Source organism: Streptomyces sp. MS19, assembly GCF_047200595.1.
Classification (GTDB): domain Bacteria; phylum Actinomycetota; class Actinomycetes; order Streptomycetales; family Streptomycetaceae; genus Streptomyces.
Genome location: NZ_JBJZOH010000001.1, coordinates 173,691 through 188,555 on the forward strand (window position 1 = coordinate 173,691; position 14,865 = coordinate 188,555).

Below are 14,865 nucleotides of genomic sequence, written 5' to 3' on the forward strand. Positions count from 1 at the left end.
TGATCACGGTGTCATCACACATGGGGGGTGTGACCGATGGCGCGTCCGTCCGACTGGAGTCCGGTGGGAATGGATTCCGATCCGACGCCGGGTGATCCGGAGGAAGTCCGCGAGCTGGCGGACGAGTTGCAGACGTTCTCCGACGATGTGGCGGAGGCGTTGGGGAAGATCCGGGGTCTGGCCTCCGACCGTGCGATGCAGGACTGGGCCGGGTTGTCTGCGGAGGCGTTCCGCAGCGAGTTCGACGGCGTCCCCGGCAACCTCGAAAAGCTGCGCGACTCCTACGACTTATGCGCGCAGGCATTGCAGAGCTACTGGCCCAGACTCCAGAACGCGCAAGGCCAGGCGGACCGCGCTCTGGACCGGGCCATCGCCGCCCAGGCCGATCTCACCGCAGCGCAGGGGTCATTGAGCAGTACGCAGGACTGGGTCGCCCGCGCCGGGGACGAGGCCGAACGCCTCCAGCGCGAGGGGGAACGCGACAACGCACCGCCGCCGGACGAGGCGGAGGTCCGCGCCGCCACCCGTGATCGCCAGGCCGCGAACGAAGCCCGCGACGCAGCCCAAGCCCGCGTCGATTCGGCGCAGGAATCCCTCGACGCCGCCCGCGAACTCGCCCGCCAGGCCAAGGAGATGCGCGAGGAGGCCGCACGCCAGGCCGCCCGCGACATCGACGAAGCATCCGACGCCGGAATCCAGAACCGCAAGTGGTGGCAGGACGCCGTCCACTGGGTCACCGAGAACTGGGACACCATCGTCGGCGTTTGCAAGATCGTCGTCGCCGTCCTCGGCGTCGTCGTCATGATCATCGGCGGCCCCCTCGCGTGGGTCGTCCTCGCCGCCGCACTCATCGTCCTCGCGGACACGTTGATCGACTACGCCAACGGCCGCGCGTCGCTCTGGGACGTCGCGTTCGCCGCTTTGGACTGCATCCCGGGCATGAAGGGCCTCACCACCCTCGGCGGCCTCGCCCGCGGCCTCCGCGGCGGCCTCTCCGCCGCCCGCACCGGCCTCCGCGGCCTCGCCCAGGGCATCCGGGGCCTCGGCCCGCGCATGCGCAACCTGGGCCGTGACATCCGCTGCCTGATCACGCGCGGCGACCCGATCGACCTCGCCACCGGCCAGATGGTCATGTCCGCCACCGACGTCGAACTCCCCGGCGTACTCCCTCTCGTCCTGGAACGCCACCACCGCACGGGCAGCCGTTCCGGCCAGTGGCTCGGCCCCTCATGGAGCAGCACGCTCGACCAACGGCTCGTACTGTCCGAGCACGGCGTCCGGCTGTGCACCCACGACGGCATGGTCCTCGACTATCCCTGCCCGCTCGCGGACACGCCCGTCCTGCCCGTCGAAGGCCCGGCCTGGCCCCTGGCCTGGGACGGCGAACCCGGGGGCGAACTGCGTGTCCACCGCACCGACAGCGGGCAGACCTTACGCTTCCGCCCCTGCCCCGGCCGGGCACCGACCGACCTCCCCCTCACCGCGATCAGCGACCGCAAGGGCAACACGATCAGCGTCCTCCACGACGACGAGGGCGCGCCCGCCGAGCTGACCCATCACGGCGGCCACCGCATCGCCCTCACCCGCACCGGCAGCCGTATCACCGCCCTGACGCTCCTCAGCCATCCCGAGCGGCCGACCCTCGTCCGCTACGGCTACGACGCGGCCGGCCACCTCACCGAGGTGGTGAACTCCTCCGGCACGCCCCTGCGACTCTCCTACGACGCCCGGCACCGCCTGACGGGCTGGGAGGACCGCAACGGCGTCGCGTACCGGTTCACCTACGACGACGCCGACCGCTGCGTCGCCGGGGCCGGAGCGGACGGCACCCTGGCCTACACCTTCACGTACGGCACCGACGCCGCCTCCGGGGCGCGCACCACCACGGTCACGGACTCCCTCGGGAACCGGACCGTCCACCGCTTCGACGACTGCCTCCAACTGGTCGCCGAGACCGACCCCCTGGGCCACACCGTCCGCCAGGAGTGGGACCGGCGCGACCGCCTCGTCAGCCGCACGGACGCGTCGGGTCACACCCTCCGCCTCACCTACGACGACGCGGGCCGCCCCACCGCGGTCCACCACCCGGACGGCTCGGTCTCCACCACCCGCTACGACGAGGCGGGCAATCCGGTGGAGAGCACCGCGCCGGACGGCACCACCTGGCGTCAGGAGTGGGACGAGCGGGGCAACTGCGTCTCCGTCACCGACCCGACGGGCGCCGTCACCACCTTCGAGCACGACGCGACGGGCGCACTGACCCGGCTCGTCGACCCCTCCGGCAGCGAACAGCGCTTCACCAACGACGCGTTGGGCCACCCCGTCACCGCGACGGACCCGCTCGGCCACCTGACGCGCTTCACCTACGACGCGTTCGGCAACCCCGCGACCGCGACGGACCCGCTCGGCGGCACGACCCGGTGGACCTGGACGCCGGAAGGCCTCCTCACCTCGCGGACCACCCCGGACGGCTCCGGCGAGCACTGGACGTACGACGGGGAGGGCAACCGCCTGACCCACACCGACGCCCTCGGCCGCGTCACCCGCTGGACGTGGACCGGCTTCGACCAGCCCGCCTCCCGCACCACCCCCGACGGCACGCGCCACACGTTCGCGTACGACACGGAACTGCGCCTCGTCCGGGTGACCGATCCCCAGGGACGCACCTGGGACTACGCGTACGACGGGGCGGGCCGCCTCGTCTCCGAGACGGACTTCGACGGGCGTACCGTCACCTACGGTTACGACCCGGTCGGCCGCCTGCTGAGCCGCACCAACCCCCTCGGCCAGGCGGTTGAGTTCGGCTACGACGCCCTCGGTCGGCAGATCAGCAAGTCCGTGGACGGCGCGGTGACCCGTTGCACGCACGACGCCCTCGGGCGGCTGCTCCGCGCCGAGAGCCCGGACGTGACCCTCACCCTCACCTACGACGCGGCGGGCCGTGCCCTCACCGAGGACGTCGACGGCCGGACGCTCACCCGCGCCTACGACGTCCTCGGCCGCCCGGTGGCACGCCGCACGCCCTCGGGGCTGACGACGCGCTACGCCTACGACGCGGCGGGCCGCCGGACCGCGTTCACGACGGCGGGCCGCACCGTGACCTCCGCCCACGACCCGCTGGGCCGTGAGACCAGGCGCGGCATCGGCGGCGCGGGGCTCGTCCTCACGCAGCGCTGGAGCGCGGGGCAGCGGCTCACCGGCATGGCGCTGGCCGTCCCGGGCGCGGAACAGCCGCTCGCCGAGCGGTCGTTCACGTACCGTGACGACGGCCGTCCGGCCGGTGTGGACGACCGGGCGTACGGGCCGCGACGCTACGGCCGTGACGCGGGAGGCCGCGTCACGGCCGTGCGCGCCGCCGACTGGGACGAGACCTACGCGTACGACGGCCTCGGACGCCCGGTCGACGCCGCCTGGCCCGACGAGCACTCCGGCGGGACCGCGCGCGGCACCCGGACGTACGACGGCAGCCGTGTCACCCGTGCCGGGGCGGTGCGGTACGAGTACGACGCGGCCGGGCGCGTCATACTGCGGCAGCGCAAGCGGCTCTCGCGCGGCCCGGAGACCTGGCGGTACACCTGGGACGCCGAGAACAGGCTGACCTCCGTCATCACCCCGGACGGCACCCGCTGGCGCTACCTCCACGACCCCATGGGCCGCCGCACCTCCAAGCTCCGGCTCGACAGCGACGGCGTCACCGTGCTGAGCCGCACCGACTTCACCTGGGACGGCCTCCACCTCGCGGAGGCGACGGACTCCGCACCGGACGGCGCGGCGGAGCGCAGGACGCTCACCTGGGAACGCGACGGCGTGCGCCCCCTGACCCAGACGGAGCGCACCGTGTCCGCGCGTCCATCCGGCCAGGACGCGGTGGACGCACGGTTCTTCGCCGTCGTGACCGACCTGATCGGCACGCCCACCGAACTCGTCGGCGAGGACGGCGTCGTCGCCTGGCACGGCCGTGCCACCGTGTGGGGCCTCACCACGTCCGACACGACGGCCGTCACGGACACGCCGCTGCGCTCCCCCGGGCAGTACCACGACACCGAAACCGGGCTGCACTACAACTACTTCCGCCACTACGACCCGCTCAGCGCCCGCTACCTCAGCCCCGACCCGCTGGGCGCGGACGCGGGGCCCGACGCCTACGCGTACGTGACCGACCCCCTGGCCTGGTTCGACTACCTCGGCCTGCTGACCTGCCGCCAGCACGCGGACATCCTGCGTGCCAACCTCCGGCTCGACGGGCGGCCCGTACCGGCCAACGGCGCCGCCGCGCACCTCGTGCCCTCCGGCATGACCCGCAACAACGGCCCGGCGATGCGCAATCTCCTGGCTCGGTACAGCGTGGACATCGACGAGGCGGCCAACGGCATCCCGCTCGGCCACCCCAGGCCGCACAACTTCACCCACCGCGGCCCGTTCCTCGACCGCCTGCACGCACACCTCGACAACTTCGAACGCAACCAGCTGGCCCTCGGCCGCAGCACCACCGAGATCGGCGACATGCTGCGGATCGAACTGCGGAGAGTGGGCGACCAAGTACAATCCGAGCTCCGCCGCCTGACACTCGACCAGCTCATCAGTGGGACGCCCCATCCGAGCGCGTATTGGACCGCCTGATGACCACCGAAGCCCCGCAGCCGGGACCCGCCGTCCACCGGCTCCTGCCAAGTCGCGCGGAGATCAGGACCGTGCGCTTCGACGATTCGCTCACCCAGCTCAAGCGCTGGGAGTTCCACGGGCCGCCGCAGGAACGTCCGTCGGCGTTCGAGGCCGAGTGGCTGGGCGAACCGGCCTGGCCGAAGCCCGAGTTCCCGTCCACGTATCCGGACGCTCCGGTGTTCAGCCGTCGGCTGGCCGAACTGCTCGGCCCCGACCTGACGACGGCGGGCACCCTGCTGCCGCTCACCGTGACGGACGGTGGCGGGGCGGTGGACGACGAGGGGTACCTCGTCTACGTCGTGGACGAGGTGGTCGACTGCGTCGACACCGCCAGGTCGTCACGGCCCGGCTCGACGGGCGAGATGCAGCGCACCGTCTTCCAACCCGAAGCACTCCCCACCCACCTGCCCGCCTTCCGCGTACCGCAGTTCCCCGTAGGCATCTACTGGAACGGATGGTTCGCCGACCGCCTCTCATCCCTCCTCGGCCCCCACCTGGAATCCCGCCTGCTCTGGTCCTCAGCTCCTCACACACCACACCCTTACCCCTGGGGCGTCTGACCTGCCGGATCAGGCGGTGACGAAGGTGATGAACTCGTAGAGCAGCAGGGCTGCGAAGAAGAGCATGATCGTGCCGGATATGCGCTCGAACCAGAGGGCTTTGCGGGGGGTCAGGAAGCGGCGTGTCGCGGCTGCGCCTGCGGCCAGGAGGAGGAACCAGAGCCATGACGCGCTCACCGTACCGCCCGCGAACACTGTGCGGGATGCCTCGGGTTGGGCGGCCACCGCGGCTCCGATGACGCCGACCGTGTCGAGGATCGCGTGCGGGTTGAGCAGGGACACGGCGACGGTGCGGCGGATCACCGTGCGCGCGGAGAGGACATCGCCGGCTTCGAGGCTCAGTGTGGTCGCGCCGCTGCGCCATGCCTGGAGCCCGAGGTAGGTGAGGAACGCGGCGCCGCCGAGGAGGAGGACGCCGCGCAGGGCCGGGAAGCCGTTCAGCAGGCCCGACGCGCCGGCGGCCCCGGCCAGGATGAGCAGGGTGTCGCAGCAGCCCGCCGCCGCCACCGCCCAGCATGCCCGGGGCCAGCCCACGGCGAGGCCCTGGCCGACGACGAACACGTTCTGGGCGCCGATCGGCACGATCAGGGCCAGGCCGAGTGCCAGCCCGGCCAGGTAGGTCGTCGCCATGCCTCAGTCGTCGCTCCGCCCGAGGAGTTCCCAGGAGACCTGTGCGGCATGGGGTGTCAGGAGCGCGGTGAGGGATGCGGCGGCTTCGGCGAGGAGGGCGCGTCCTGTGTCGCCCTGGGCGGTTTCCAGCAGGAAGACGATGGCGCGGGAGTCGGCGGTGACCTTGGTCCGGTCGGCGTCGCGGTGGTTCCAGTGCCGGGTCAGGACGGACGTGACGTCGGCGTACACCACCTCGCCGGGGCCCGGCCGTTCCACCGCCTCCGGCTCGCCGAGGGGCGTGAAGACGTCGCCGTCCCTTGCCGGGCGGAGGTGGATGCCGCCGTGGACCGCGTCGAGGTCGAAGGCTCCGGCGGGCAGCACGTGCCGGACGGACACGGAGTTGTACGCGTCCACCGGCGCGTTGACGCGGGGCAGCCGGCCGTTGCGCCCGAGGCGGCGGCACAGGGCGTCCACGCTGGGCCTGGTGCGGCGGGGGTTCGTGCCGAAGTCGCGGTAGACCGTGTGCCAGGCGGCGATCCGGGGGTCGGCCTCGTCCGGCGCGGTCCACGCTCCGGAGGCGGCGTCGGCCTCAAGACCGGCCAGGGCGGCCTCCGCGTCGGCCCAGGTGCCGGTGCCGTCCACGCCGCGGGCGGTCACGGCGGCGACGGAGACGTCGGGGAACTGTTTCGCGACGGCTTCGTCAATGTGGATGGTCGTCATGCGGCCTGGCCTCTTTCGTGACGGGCGTCCGGAAGTGTCTCCGTTCCCGGCCATCCGGTGCGCGGGCTTTCCAGAACCCGAGTACGGTACCTGAGTCCGGTGCGGTACTCCGCATTCCGTTCGAGCAGGAGCCGGTGCAATCGGGCGAGTTGATGGTGCGGAACGCCCGGCCACAGGTGGTGGACCGTGTGGTGGCCGTCGCCGTGCGGGTGGATCAGGGCCCGTTGGAGAAAGCCGAGATTGCTGACGGTCGCGGCGAATACCGTGTCGGCCTCGCGGTAGACGTGTTCGCCGCTCTCGGCCGTGAAACGCAGCGCGGGCAGGGCCAGGAGGTGGGTGGCGAGCCATGCCGCGCCGGCGAGGGCGGCCCATGCCGTGTCCCCGAGGAGCCATCCGGGCAGGAGGACCGCGGCGGCGCACCACGCGAAGGGCAGCGCGGCCGCGACGGGCGCGGAGCCGAGGGTGGCCAGCCAGCCGCGCTGGTAGGGGCCGAACCCGCGCAGCAGGCCGAGGGTGAAGGGGACGGCGCCGGAACGGTCGAGGTCTTCCAGGCCCAGTTCCTCGTAGCGCCGGCGGTCCGGATCGGCCGAGGTGCCGAAACGGCCGTGGTGCGCCAGGTGACTCGACCGGTAGTCGGCGATCCGTGCGCCGGTCGGGACACCGGCGAGCAGGGTCGCCAGGACGTCGCCGAGCGCGCGGTGCCTGCGGCTCCAGTTGAAGTGGGACGCCTCGTGGACGAGGCATTCGAGGGCGCGTAACTGCCGCGCCGCCAGGGGCACCGCGACGACGAGCGCGGCGGCCGTGAACGGCCCTCCCGCGTCGCGGACCGGCGGCGACGTCGCGGCCAGCAGGAGTGCCGGAACCGTCAGGTGGTCGAACAGCGCGACGGTGACGGTCCACCACAGGCGGGTGGCGTGCGCTCGGGCGATGGCCGCCCGGAGTTCCGGCGGATTGCCGAACCCCCTCTTGTAGACGACTTGGGTGGTGCGCGTCCTCGTTTCAGGGCGCGTGAATGCCACTGCCCTCTCCTCCCCCGTTCACGGACTTCCCCCGTCCACGCGGAATGCGAAGCGCGAACCCTCGCATGGTAGTGCCGCAAGGCGGGCAACGGGAAAGGGATTTATCGTCCCGTGATTCCCGGAAAGCGGAAGCGAGGGGAATGCTTCCGGAATTAGGGGGCGCGCGGGGTGGTGATTCACCGCGCCGAATTCCGGTCGCGCGCCGGGCATCTGTTCGGGAAAGCACCCGCGGCCGTCCGGTGCGCCGTCAGCCCACGTAACGGCGTGCGCGGGAGGTGCGCTGCGTCTCCTCCAGTAGCCGCAGGCGTGCCTCCACGTCCCCCGGGACCGCGCGCCGTTCCCTGAGCACCCAGGGCAGCCCGGCCAGCGCGCGCAGCACGGCGACGGCGGAGGTGCGGTCGTGCGGCACGGTCAGGAGCAGGTGGGCCGTGCGGCGCAGGACGGCGGCGGGCGGGCGGCGCAGCCAGGTGTACCAGAGCGTGTTGCGGATGCCGTCCGAGCGTCGGCGGGTGGGGTCGCGCAGTCCTGACGGCTGGTGGTGGACGCGCAGGTCCTCGGCGTAGACGAGCCACCAGCCCGCCGTCATGAGGTCGGCGGCGAGCAGTTCCTCCTCGCCGCCCAGCCACAGCCGGGGGGAGAAGCCGCCCGCCGCGCGGAAGGCGTCGGTGCGCAGCACGGTCGCGCCCGCGAGGAACGAGCCGAGCACGGGGCCCGGCAGCCCTTCCGGCCTGGGCAGCGGGGAGGCGCGCAGTTCCTCGACGATCGGGTCCTCGGTGCCGTCGGGCTCCACGATGATGCGGGCGGTGACGGTGGCGACCTCCGGGTGGGCGTCGAGCAGGTCGGCTGCGGTGCGCAGCGAGCCCGGCTCCCACCAGGTGTCGTCGTCGCAGAAGGCGGTGTACGGGGTGGTGACCTCACGGACGGCCAGGTTGCGGCCGATGGCGCCGAGGTTGGCGCCGGGGCTGAGGACGCGCAGCCCCGGGTGCCGGGCCGCCGCCGCGCGGGCGCTGCCGTCCGTCGAGCCGTTGTCCACGACGAGGACGCGCGGCCGTTCGGGCAGCGCGGTGAGCCGGTCGAGGGTGCGCAGCAGCTCGTCGCGCCGGTTGTGCGTGATGACGACGACGGTGACACGCGGGTCGTGGTGCTCAGGCGGTGACATGGGCGCGCTCCAGGAGGCGTACGTCCGCCTCGACCTCGGGCGGCAGCGGGCGGCGGGCGCGCCACGCGGCGGGGAGCCGGGAGACGACCTGGCCGAGCGCCCGCCGGGCGACGGGGTCCACGGGCGCCTCGCGGGCCAGGCGCCAGGTGTCGCGCAGGGCGACGGGGAGGGGGCGGCGCAGCCAGGCGGTGAGGTTCTCGTTGCGGCGCATGATGGCGCGGCGTTCCGGCCTGGGGTCGTCGGCGGGCTCGTGGACGGCGGTCAGCTCCGGCGCGTAGGCGACGGTCCAGCCGGCGACGGTGAGGTCGTACGCGAGCAGGGTCTCCTCGCCGCCGATGAACAGCAGCGGGTGGTAGCCGCCGGCGGTCAGGTAGGCGGCGCGGCGCGTGACGGCGGCGCAGCCGAGGAAGCCGAGGACGGGCGGTCCCGGCAGTCCGGCGGGGCCGGTGAGGGGGGAGGCGGCGAGTGCCCCGTTGACCGGGTCGGGTTCACGGGCGGCGCCGACGACGGTGCGGGCGGCGAGGAGTCCGACGCGCGGGTCGTCGTCGAGCAGCCGCACGGCCTCGGCGAGGGAGCCGGGCTCCCACCAGGAGTCGTCGTCGCTGAAGGCGATGTACGGCTGGCGCAGGGCGCGGACGCCCGCGTTGCGCGCGAGGGGGCCGAGGTTGTCCGGCATGGGGAGGACGCCGACGGCGGGGAACCGTTCGGCGACCATCGCGCGGGTGTCGTCGGTGGACGCGTTGTCCACGACGAGGATCTCGGGGTCCTCGGGCAGCGCGGAAAGCCGCTCCAGCGTGACGGCGAGCCTGGCGGCGCGGTTGCGGGTGGCGATGACCACCGCGATGGACGGGTGCGGCACGCGGCGGCGAGTGCCCGGCGCGCGCGGTCCGAAACACTCCCCGCCCGTGCGCCTGGGGCGTGTTTGGCGTGCCGCGGGCCGGGGACCCGGGGCCGATGCTGAGTGAAGGCGGACGCACCCTCGTGACCGGCTGGTTCAGCCTGGTGGACGGCGAGGCGACGGCCGGGGACGTCCTGGCGCTGTCCCGCGTGTGCGAGGTCCTCGACGCGCGGGGCGTGCCGTACGACGTCGCGTGGAGTCCGCGCTTCCGCCCCGGCGGCCTGTCGCTGGAAGCGGCGCGGCCGGCGGACTACGCGCGGCTGATCTTCGTCTGCGGCCCGCTGCACGGGCCGGCGCTCGCCGCGCTGCACGAGCGGTTCGCCCACTGCCACCGCGTCGCCGTCGGCACGTCGGTGATCGATCCGGACGATCCGGCGGTGACCGGTTTCCACAGCGTCCTCGCCCGTGACGCGGCCGGGCGCGCGCCGACGCAGGACCTGTCGCTGCGCGCGCCGCGCGAACCGGAAACCCCGGTGGTCGGCGTGGTGCTGACGCAGGGGCAGCGCGAGTACGGCGGGCGGCGGGCGCACGACGAGGTGGCGCGGCGGGTGACGGACTGGCTGGCGGGCACGCGCTGCGCGCCCGTCGTGGTCGAGACGCGCCTCGACTCGCGGGACGGGCGGCTGTGCGGCACGCCGTCGGAGCTGCTGTCGGTGCTGGAACGGCTCGACGTCGTGGTGACCGACCGGCTGCACGGTCTGGTGCTGGCGCTGCGCGTCGGGGTGCCGCCCATCGCGGTGGACCCGGTGCGTGGCGGCGCGAAGGTGACGGCACAGGCGCGGGCCTGCGGCTGGCCCGCGCTGGTCCCGGCGGAGCGGCTTGACGAACGGCGGCTGGACGCGTGGCTGGGGTGGTGCCTGGAGCGCGGGCGCGAGGTGGCGCGGATGCGGGGGCGGTGGCTGACCGCCGCGTCCGACCCGGCGGACGACCTGTCGTGGGACCTGCGGGACGCGGCGTACCCGGCGGACGCCGCCTGAGCCGCCGCGCGGCCGCACCTCGTCCGCATCCCGTCCGCACCCCGTCCGAAAAATCCTAAGTGGCATGTTTGTGAGGTTTGCCCTTGTCGGGCAGGGTGTGGGCGGGAGGGCGCCCCCGCCCGCCCCGCCCGCCCCGACAGGGAAGGACACAGGACGCAGATGTCCCCGCAGGACAAGCACGGCCCGATCCCGGAGAAGCAGGCACAGCTCGACCCGCTGCGCGACAGCGGCGCGGACGCGTACCTGACGACGAACACCGGCACCCGGCTGCACGACACCGACAACTCCCTCAGCGCGGGCGAGCGCGGCCCGACGCTGATGGAGGACTTCCACTTCCGCGAGAAGATCACCCATTTCGACCACGAGCGCATCCCGGAACGCGTGGTCCACGCCCGGGGCGCCGGGGCGTACGGGCACTTCCGGCCGTACGAGTCGATGGCCGAGTGGACGAAGGCCGACTTCCTCCAGGACCCGGACCGCAGCACGCCGGTCTTCGTACGCTTCTCGACGGTGGCGGGCTCGCGCGGCTCGGCCGACACGGTGCGGGACGTGCGCGGTTTCGCGACGAAGTTCTACACCCGCGAGGGGAACTACGACCTGGTCGGCAACAACATGCCGGTCTTCTTCATCCAGGACGCGATCAAGTTCCCCGACTTCGTCCACGCGGTGAAGCCCGAGCCGGACAACGAGATCCCCCAAGCCCAGTCGGCGCACGACACGTTCTGGGACTTCGTCTCGCTCCAGCCCGAGTCGATGCACATGGTGCTCTGGCTGATGTCCGACCGCGCGCTGCCGCGCAGCTACCGGATGATGCAGGGCTTCGGCGTGCACACCTTCCGCTTCGTGGACGCGCGGGGCAGGGGGACGTTCGTCAAGTTCCACTGGCGGCCGCTGCTCGGCGTCCACTCCCTCGCCTGGGACGAGTGCCAGAAGATCGGCGGTCAGGACCCGGACTTCAACCGGCGCGACCTGTGGGAGGCCATCGAGGCCGGCGACTTCCCCGAGTGGGAGCTGGGCGTGCAGCTGGTGGACGAGAAGGACGAGTTCTCGTTCGACTTCGACCTGCTGGACGCGACGAAGATCATTCCCGAGGAGATCGTGCCGGTGCGGCCGGTCGGCCGGATGACGCTGGACCGCAACCCGGACAACTTCTTCGCCGAGACCGAGCAGATCGCGTTCCACACGGCGCATGTCGTCCCGGGCATCGACTTCACCAACGACCCGCTGCTCCAGGGCCGCAACTTCTCCTACCTCGACACGCAGCTGATCCGCCTCGGCGGCCCCAACTTCCAGCAGCTGCCCGTCAACCGGCCCGTCGCGCCCGTGCACAACAACCAGCGCGACGGCTACGGCCAGCACCGCGTCCACCCCGACCGCACGGCGTACGCGCCCAACTCCCTCAGCGGCGGCTGCCCCGGCGTGGCGACGGCCGGCACCGGCGCGTACGTCCACTTCCAGGAGCGGGTGGACGGTGTGAAGATCCGCAAGCGCAGCGACAGCTTCCACGACCACTACAGCCAGGCGACGCTGTTCTGGAACAGCATGGCGGACTGGGAGAAGGACCACATCGTCGCCGCCTACCGCTTCGAGCTGGGCAAGGTCGACACGGTCGCGGTCCGCGAGCGCACGGTCGAGCAGCTCAACCACATCGACAACGTGCTGGCGTCCCGCGTCGCCGAGGGCCTGGGCCTGACGCCCCCCGCCGGGCCCGCCATCCCCAACCACGGCCGTACGTCCCCCGCGCTCAGCATGGCGCGGGGCCAGGGCGGTTCTGTGGTGACGCGCAAGGTGGCGATCCTCGTCGCGAACGGCGTGTCGGAGGCGGACGTCTCGGCGCTGCGGGACACCCTCACCGCGGCCGGGGCGGTGCCCGAGGTGCTGGCGCCGCACGCGGGCGAGGTACGGGCGGCGGGTGACGGGACCGTGGTCGTGGTGGACAGGGCGCTGACCACCATGGCGTCCACGCTCTACGACGGCGTGGTGGTGCCGGGCGGCGAGGAGAGCGTGCGGACGCTGGCGGCGACGGGCAGGGCGGTGCACTACGTCAGCGAGGCGTTCGCGCACGCCAAGAGCATCGCGGCGGTCGGCGCGGGCGTGGAGCTGCTGCGGTCGCTGCGGCTGCCGGGCGTACGGCTCGCCGGTGACGGCGACGGCGTGGTGGACGACCACGGCGTGGTGACGGCCGGTTCCAACGCGGGGCCGACGGAGGTGGCGCAGGCGTTCACCGAGGTGCTCGCGTACCACCGGCACTGGGACCGGGACGTGGACGCCGTCCCCGCCTGAGGGCACCGGCCCGGCGCGCGCCGGGCATGCCGCCCCTTCCCCCGGGTACCGCCCCGGGGGAAGGGGCGGTGTACATGGACGGACACGCGTACGGAACGGGGCGCGGCGGGCCCGTGCGTGTCGCCGACGTGATGACCCCGGCGGTGACGGCCCTGCGCCCGGACGCGTCGCTGGTCGAGGCGGCGCGGCTGATGCGGGACCAGGGTGTCGGCGAGGTCCTCGTCGCGCAGGACGGGGTGCTGCTCGGCATGCTGACGGACCGGGACATCGCGGTGCGCGCGGTCGCGGAGGGGCTCGATCCGCTGCTGGTGATGTGCCATGCCGTCTGCACGCCCGACCCGCCGGCCGTGTCGCCCGACGACGAGATCTCCGTCGCGGTGCGGCTGCTGCGGGCCGCGGCGGTGCGGCGGCTGCCCGTGGTGGACGGGGACGTGGTGGTCGGCATGGTGGGCGTGGTGGGCGTGGTGGGCGTGGCCGGCGTGGGCCCGCCGGGCTTCTGACCGGCGGGCCGCGGCCGGGTCAGGCGGCGTGCCGCCCCGGGTCCTCCCCCGCGTCCTCGCCCGCCGCCTGCCTGCCGGACCGCTCGTCCCGGAAGACGCGTGCCAGCTCGGGGCTGGCCGAGTCGATGGGCACCGAGCCGGAACGCACCATGCCCAGCTGCACCGCCTGGCGTGGCTGGGCCGCTTCGAGGAGCCAGTCGGCGGCGACGCGCAGCCGGTTGCTGGGCATCGCGAGCAGGTGGTAGCCGCGCGTGACCGCGCCGGCGAGCGGCCCGGAGAGGTTGACGTGCAGCGGGTCGGCCGCCGCCTGGAAGCCGCCGAGGTCCACGACGAAGCCCTTGTCGTGGTGGACGTACGGGCGGCGCTCGCCCATCCCGTAGCGCGCGGCGACGTTGCGCGCCGCCGTCTTCCCGTGCCGCCAGGCGTGCTGGGCGGTCATGGGGGTGAACGCGCCGGGCGGCTTCGTCAGGTCGGGCACGGCCGCCGCGTCGCCGCAGGCGAAGACCTCGGGGTGGCCCGGCACGTTCAGGTACTTGTCCACGCACACCCGGCCGCGTTCGGTGGGCAGGCCCACGTCGGCGACCAGCGGGTCGGGGCGGACGCCGACGCACCAGATCAGCGTGCGCGTGTCCATCTCCGAGTCGTCGGTGAGGACGATGCCGTCGGACCTGGCCTCCTTCACCGAGGTCTCCATCCGCACGTCCACGCCGCGCTGCCGCAGCACGCGGTCGGCGGTGCGGGAGAGCCGTTCGTCCAGCTCGGGCAGCACGCGCGGCGCGATGTCGAGGAGTGTCCAGCGCGGCTTGACGGCGCGGCGGCCGTCCTTGCGGCGCGCCAGCGAGTCGGCGAACATCGCGCCGTGCGCCGCCAGCTCCGTCCCCGTGTAGCCGGCGCCGACGACGACGAAGGTGCTGCGGGCGCGCGCCTCGGCCGGGTCCTTCGCGGCGGAGGCCAGCTCCAGCTGCCGGACGATGTGGTCGCGCAGGTACAACGCCTCGGGCAGGCCGCGGAAGCCGCGCGCGTGCTCGGCGACGCCGGGGATCGGCAGCAGGCGGCTGACGCTGCCGACGGACAGGACCAGCGTGTCGTACGACAGCTCGCCCTCGCCGTCCTCCGGGTCGGTGTAGTGCACGCGCCGGGCGTCGAGGTCCACGCCGTGCGCCTCACCGAGCACCAGGCGTACGCCCGGCAGGGTCCCCGTGAGGGACACGGTGACCCGCCGGGGTTCCAGGATTCCGGCGGCGACCTGCGGGAGCAGGGGCAGGTAGAGGAAGTAGTCGGTGGGGTTCAGCAGGACGATGTCCAGCTTGTTGCGGGCGCGGCGGGCCAGGGTCCTGGCGGTCTGGTAACCGGCGAACCCCGCTCCGACGATCACCACTCGCGAGCGGCTCATGCCTCCGCCTCCTCAGCGCGTTGCTTCGTGTGGAAACACGCCGAGTACCCCGTTTGCCCGGCGCTACCCGGGGGGACGTGCGGGG

Annotated in this window: 11 protein-coding genes; 5 read left to right on the forward strand and 6 right to left on the reverse strand. The window is 73.3% G+C overall.

Features of this window, described 5'->3' with window-relative positions; all coding sequences use genetic code 11:
• Window positions 1–69: 69 nt before the first annotated feature.
• Together ACL02R_RS00770 and ACL02R_RS00775 are read left to right on the forward strand one after the other, a co-directional pair.
• Entirely contained in the window at window positions 70–4,620 is a 4,551-nt protein-coding gene (locus tag ACL02R_RS00770; protein ID WP_412794822.1) for a DUF6531 domain-containing protein, read from the forward strand.
• Complete coding sequence (locus tag ACL02R_RS00775; protein ID WP_412794823.1) at window positions 4,620–5,222, forward strand: hypothetical protein; 603 nt, start codon at window positions 4,620–4,622, stop codon at window positions 5,220–5,222. The genes ACL02R_RS00770 and ACL02R_RS00775 overlap by 1 nt, the downstream gene beginning before the upstream one ends.
• 9 nt (window positions 5,223–5,231) lie before the next feature.
• Here the strand turns inward: ACL02R_RS00775 and ACL02R_RS00780 are convergent, their stop codons facing one another.
• From ACL02R_RS00780 to ACL02R_RS00800, 5 genes are all read right to left on the reverse strand, one after another.
• The gene (locus ACL02R_RS00780) at window positions 5,232–5,852 is read right to left on the reverse strand and encodes a LysE/ArgO family amino acid transporter (RefSeq protein ID WP_412794824.1); all 621 of its coding nucleotides are present in this window, start codon (window positions 5,850–5,852) and stop codon (window positions 5,232–5,234) included.
• A gap of 3 nt (window positions 5,853–5,855) precedes the next feature.
• On the reverse strand, window positions 5,856–6,551 hold the full coding sequence (locus tag ACL02R_RS00785) for a B3/4 domain-containing protein (RefSeq protein WP_412794825.1): 696 nt from the start codon (window positions 6,549–6,551) through the stop codon (window positions 5,856–5,858).
• The gene (locus ACL02R_RS00790; RefSeq protein ID WP_412794826.1) at window positions 6,548–7,570 is read right to left on the reverse strand and encodes a fatty acid desaturase; all 1,023 of its coding nucleotides are present in this window, start codon (window positions 7,568–7,570) and stop codon (window positions 6,548–6,550) included. The genes ACL02R_RS00785 and ACL02R_RS00790 overlap by 4 nt, the downstream gene beginning before the upstream one ends.
• 247 nt (window positions 7,571–7,817) lie before the next feature.
• Complete coding sequence (locus ACL02R_RS00795) at window positions 7,818–8,729, reverse strand: glycosyltransferase family 2 protein (RefSeq protein WP_412794827.1); 912 nt, start codon at window positions 8,727–8,729, stop codon at window positions 7,818–7,820.
• Window positions 8,716–9,588: a glycosyltransferase family 2 protein gene (locus ACL02R_RS00800; protein ID WP_412794828.1), complete on the reverse strand. Its 873-nt coding sequence runs from the start codon at window positions 9,586–9,588 to the stop codon at window positions 8,716–8,718. Before ACL02R_RS00800 ends, ACL02R_RS00795 begins: the two co-directional genes overlap by 14 nt.
• Window positions 9,589–9,683: 95 nt before the next feature.
• Between ACL02R_RS00800 and ACL02R_RS00805 the strand changes: the two genes are divergently transcribed.
• The 3 genes from ACL02R_RS00805 (at window position 9,684) to ACL02R_RS00815 (ending at window position 13,387) form a co-directional block, all read left to right on the forward strand.
• Window positions 9,684–10,604 carry a polysaccharide pyruvyl transferase family protein gene (locus tag ACL02R_RS00805; protein ID WP_412794829.1) on the forward strand — a complete coding sequence of 307 codons (921 nt, stop codon included), beginning with the start codon at window positions 9,684–9,686 and terminating at the stop codon, window positions 10,602–10,604.
• 159 nt (window positions 10,605–10,763) lie between these two features.
• Window positions 10,764–12,887, forward strand: coding sequence for a catalase (locus ACL02R_RS00810; RefSeq protein WP_412794830.1), 2,124 nt, complete (start codon window positions 10,764–10,766; stop codon window positions 12,885–12,887).
• 74 nt (window positions 12,888–12,961) lie between these two features.
• Window positions 12,962–13,387 (forward strand): CBS domain-containing protein, encoded by a 426-nt coding sequence (locus ACL02R_RS00815; RefSeq protein WP_412794831.1) that lies wholly within the window; start codon window positions 12,962–12,964, stop codon window positions 13,385–13,387.
• 19 nt (window positions 13,388–13,406) lie between these two features.
• Here the strand turns inward: ACL02R_RS00815 and ACL02R_RS00820 are convergent, their stop codons facing one another.
• On the reverse strand, window positions 13,407–14,780 hold the full coding sequence (locus ACL02R_RS00820; protein WP_412794832.1) for an NAD(P)/FAD-dependent oxidoreductase: 1,374 nt from the start codon (window positions 14,778–14,780) through the stop codon (window positions 13,407–13,409).
• Window positions 14,781–14,865: the final 85 nt, after the last annotated feature.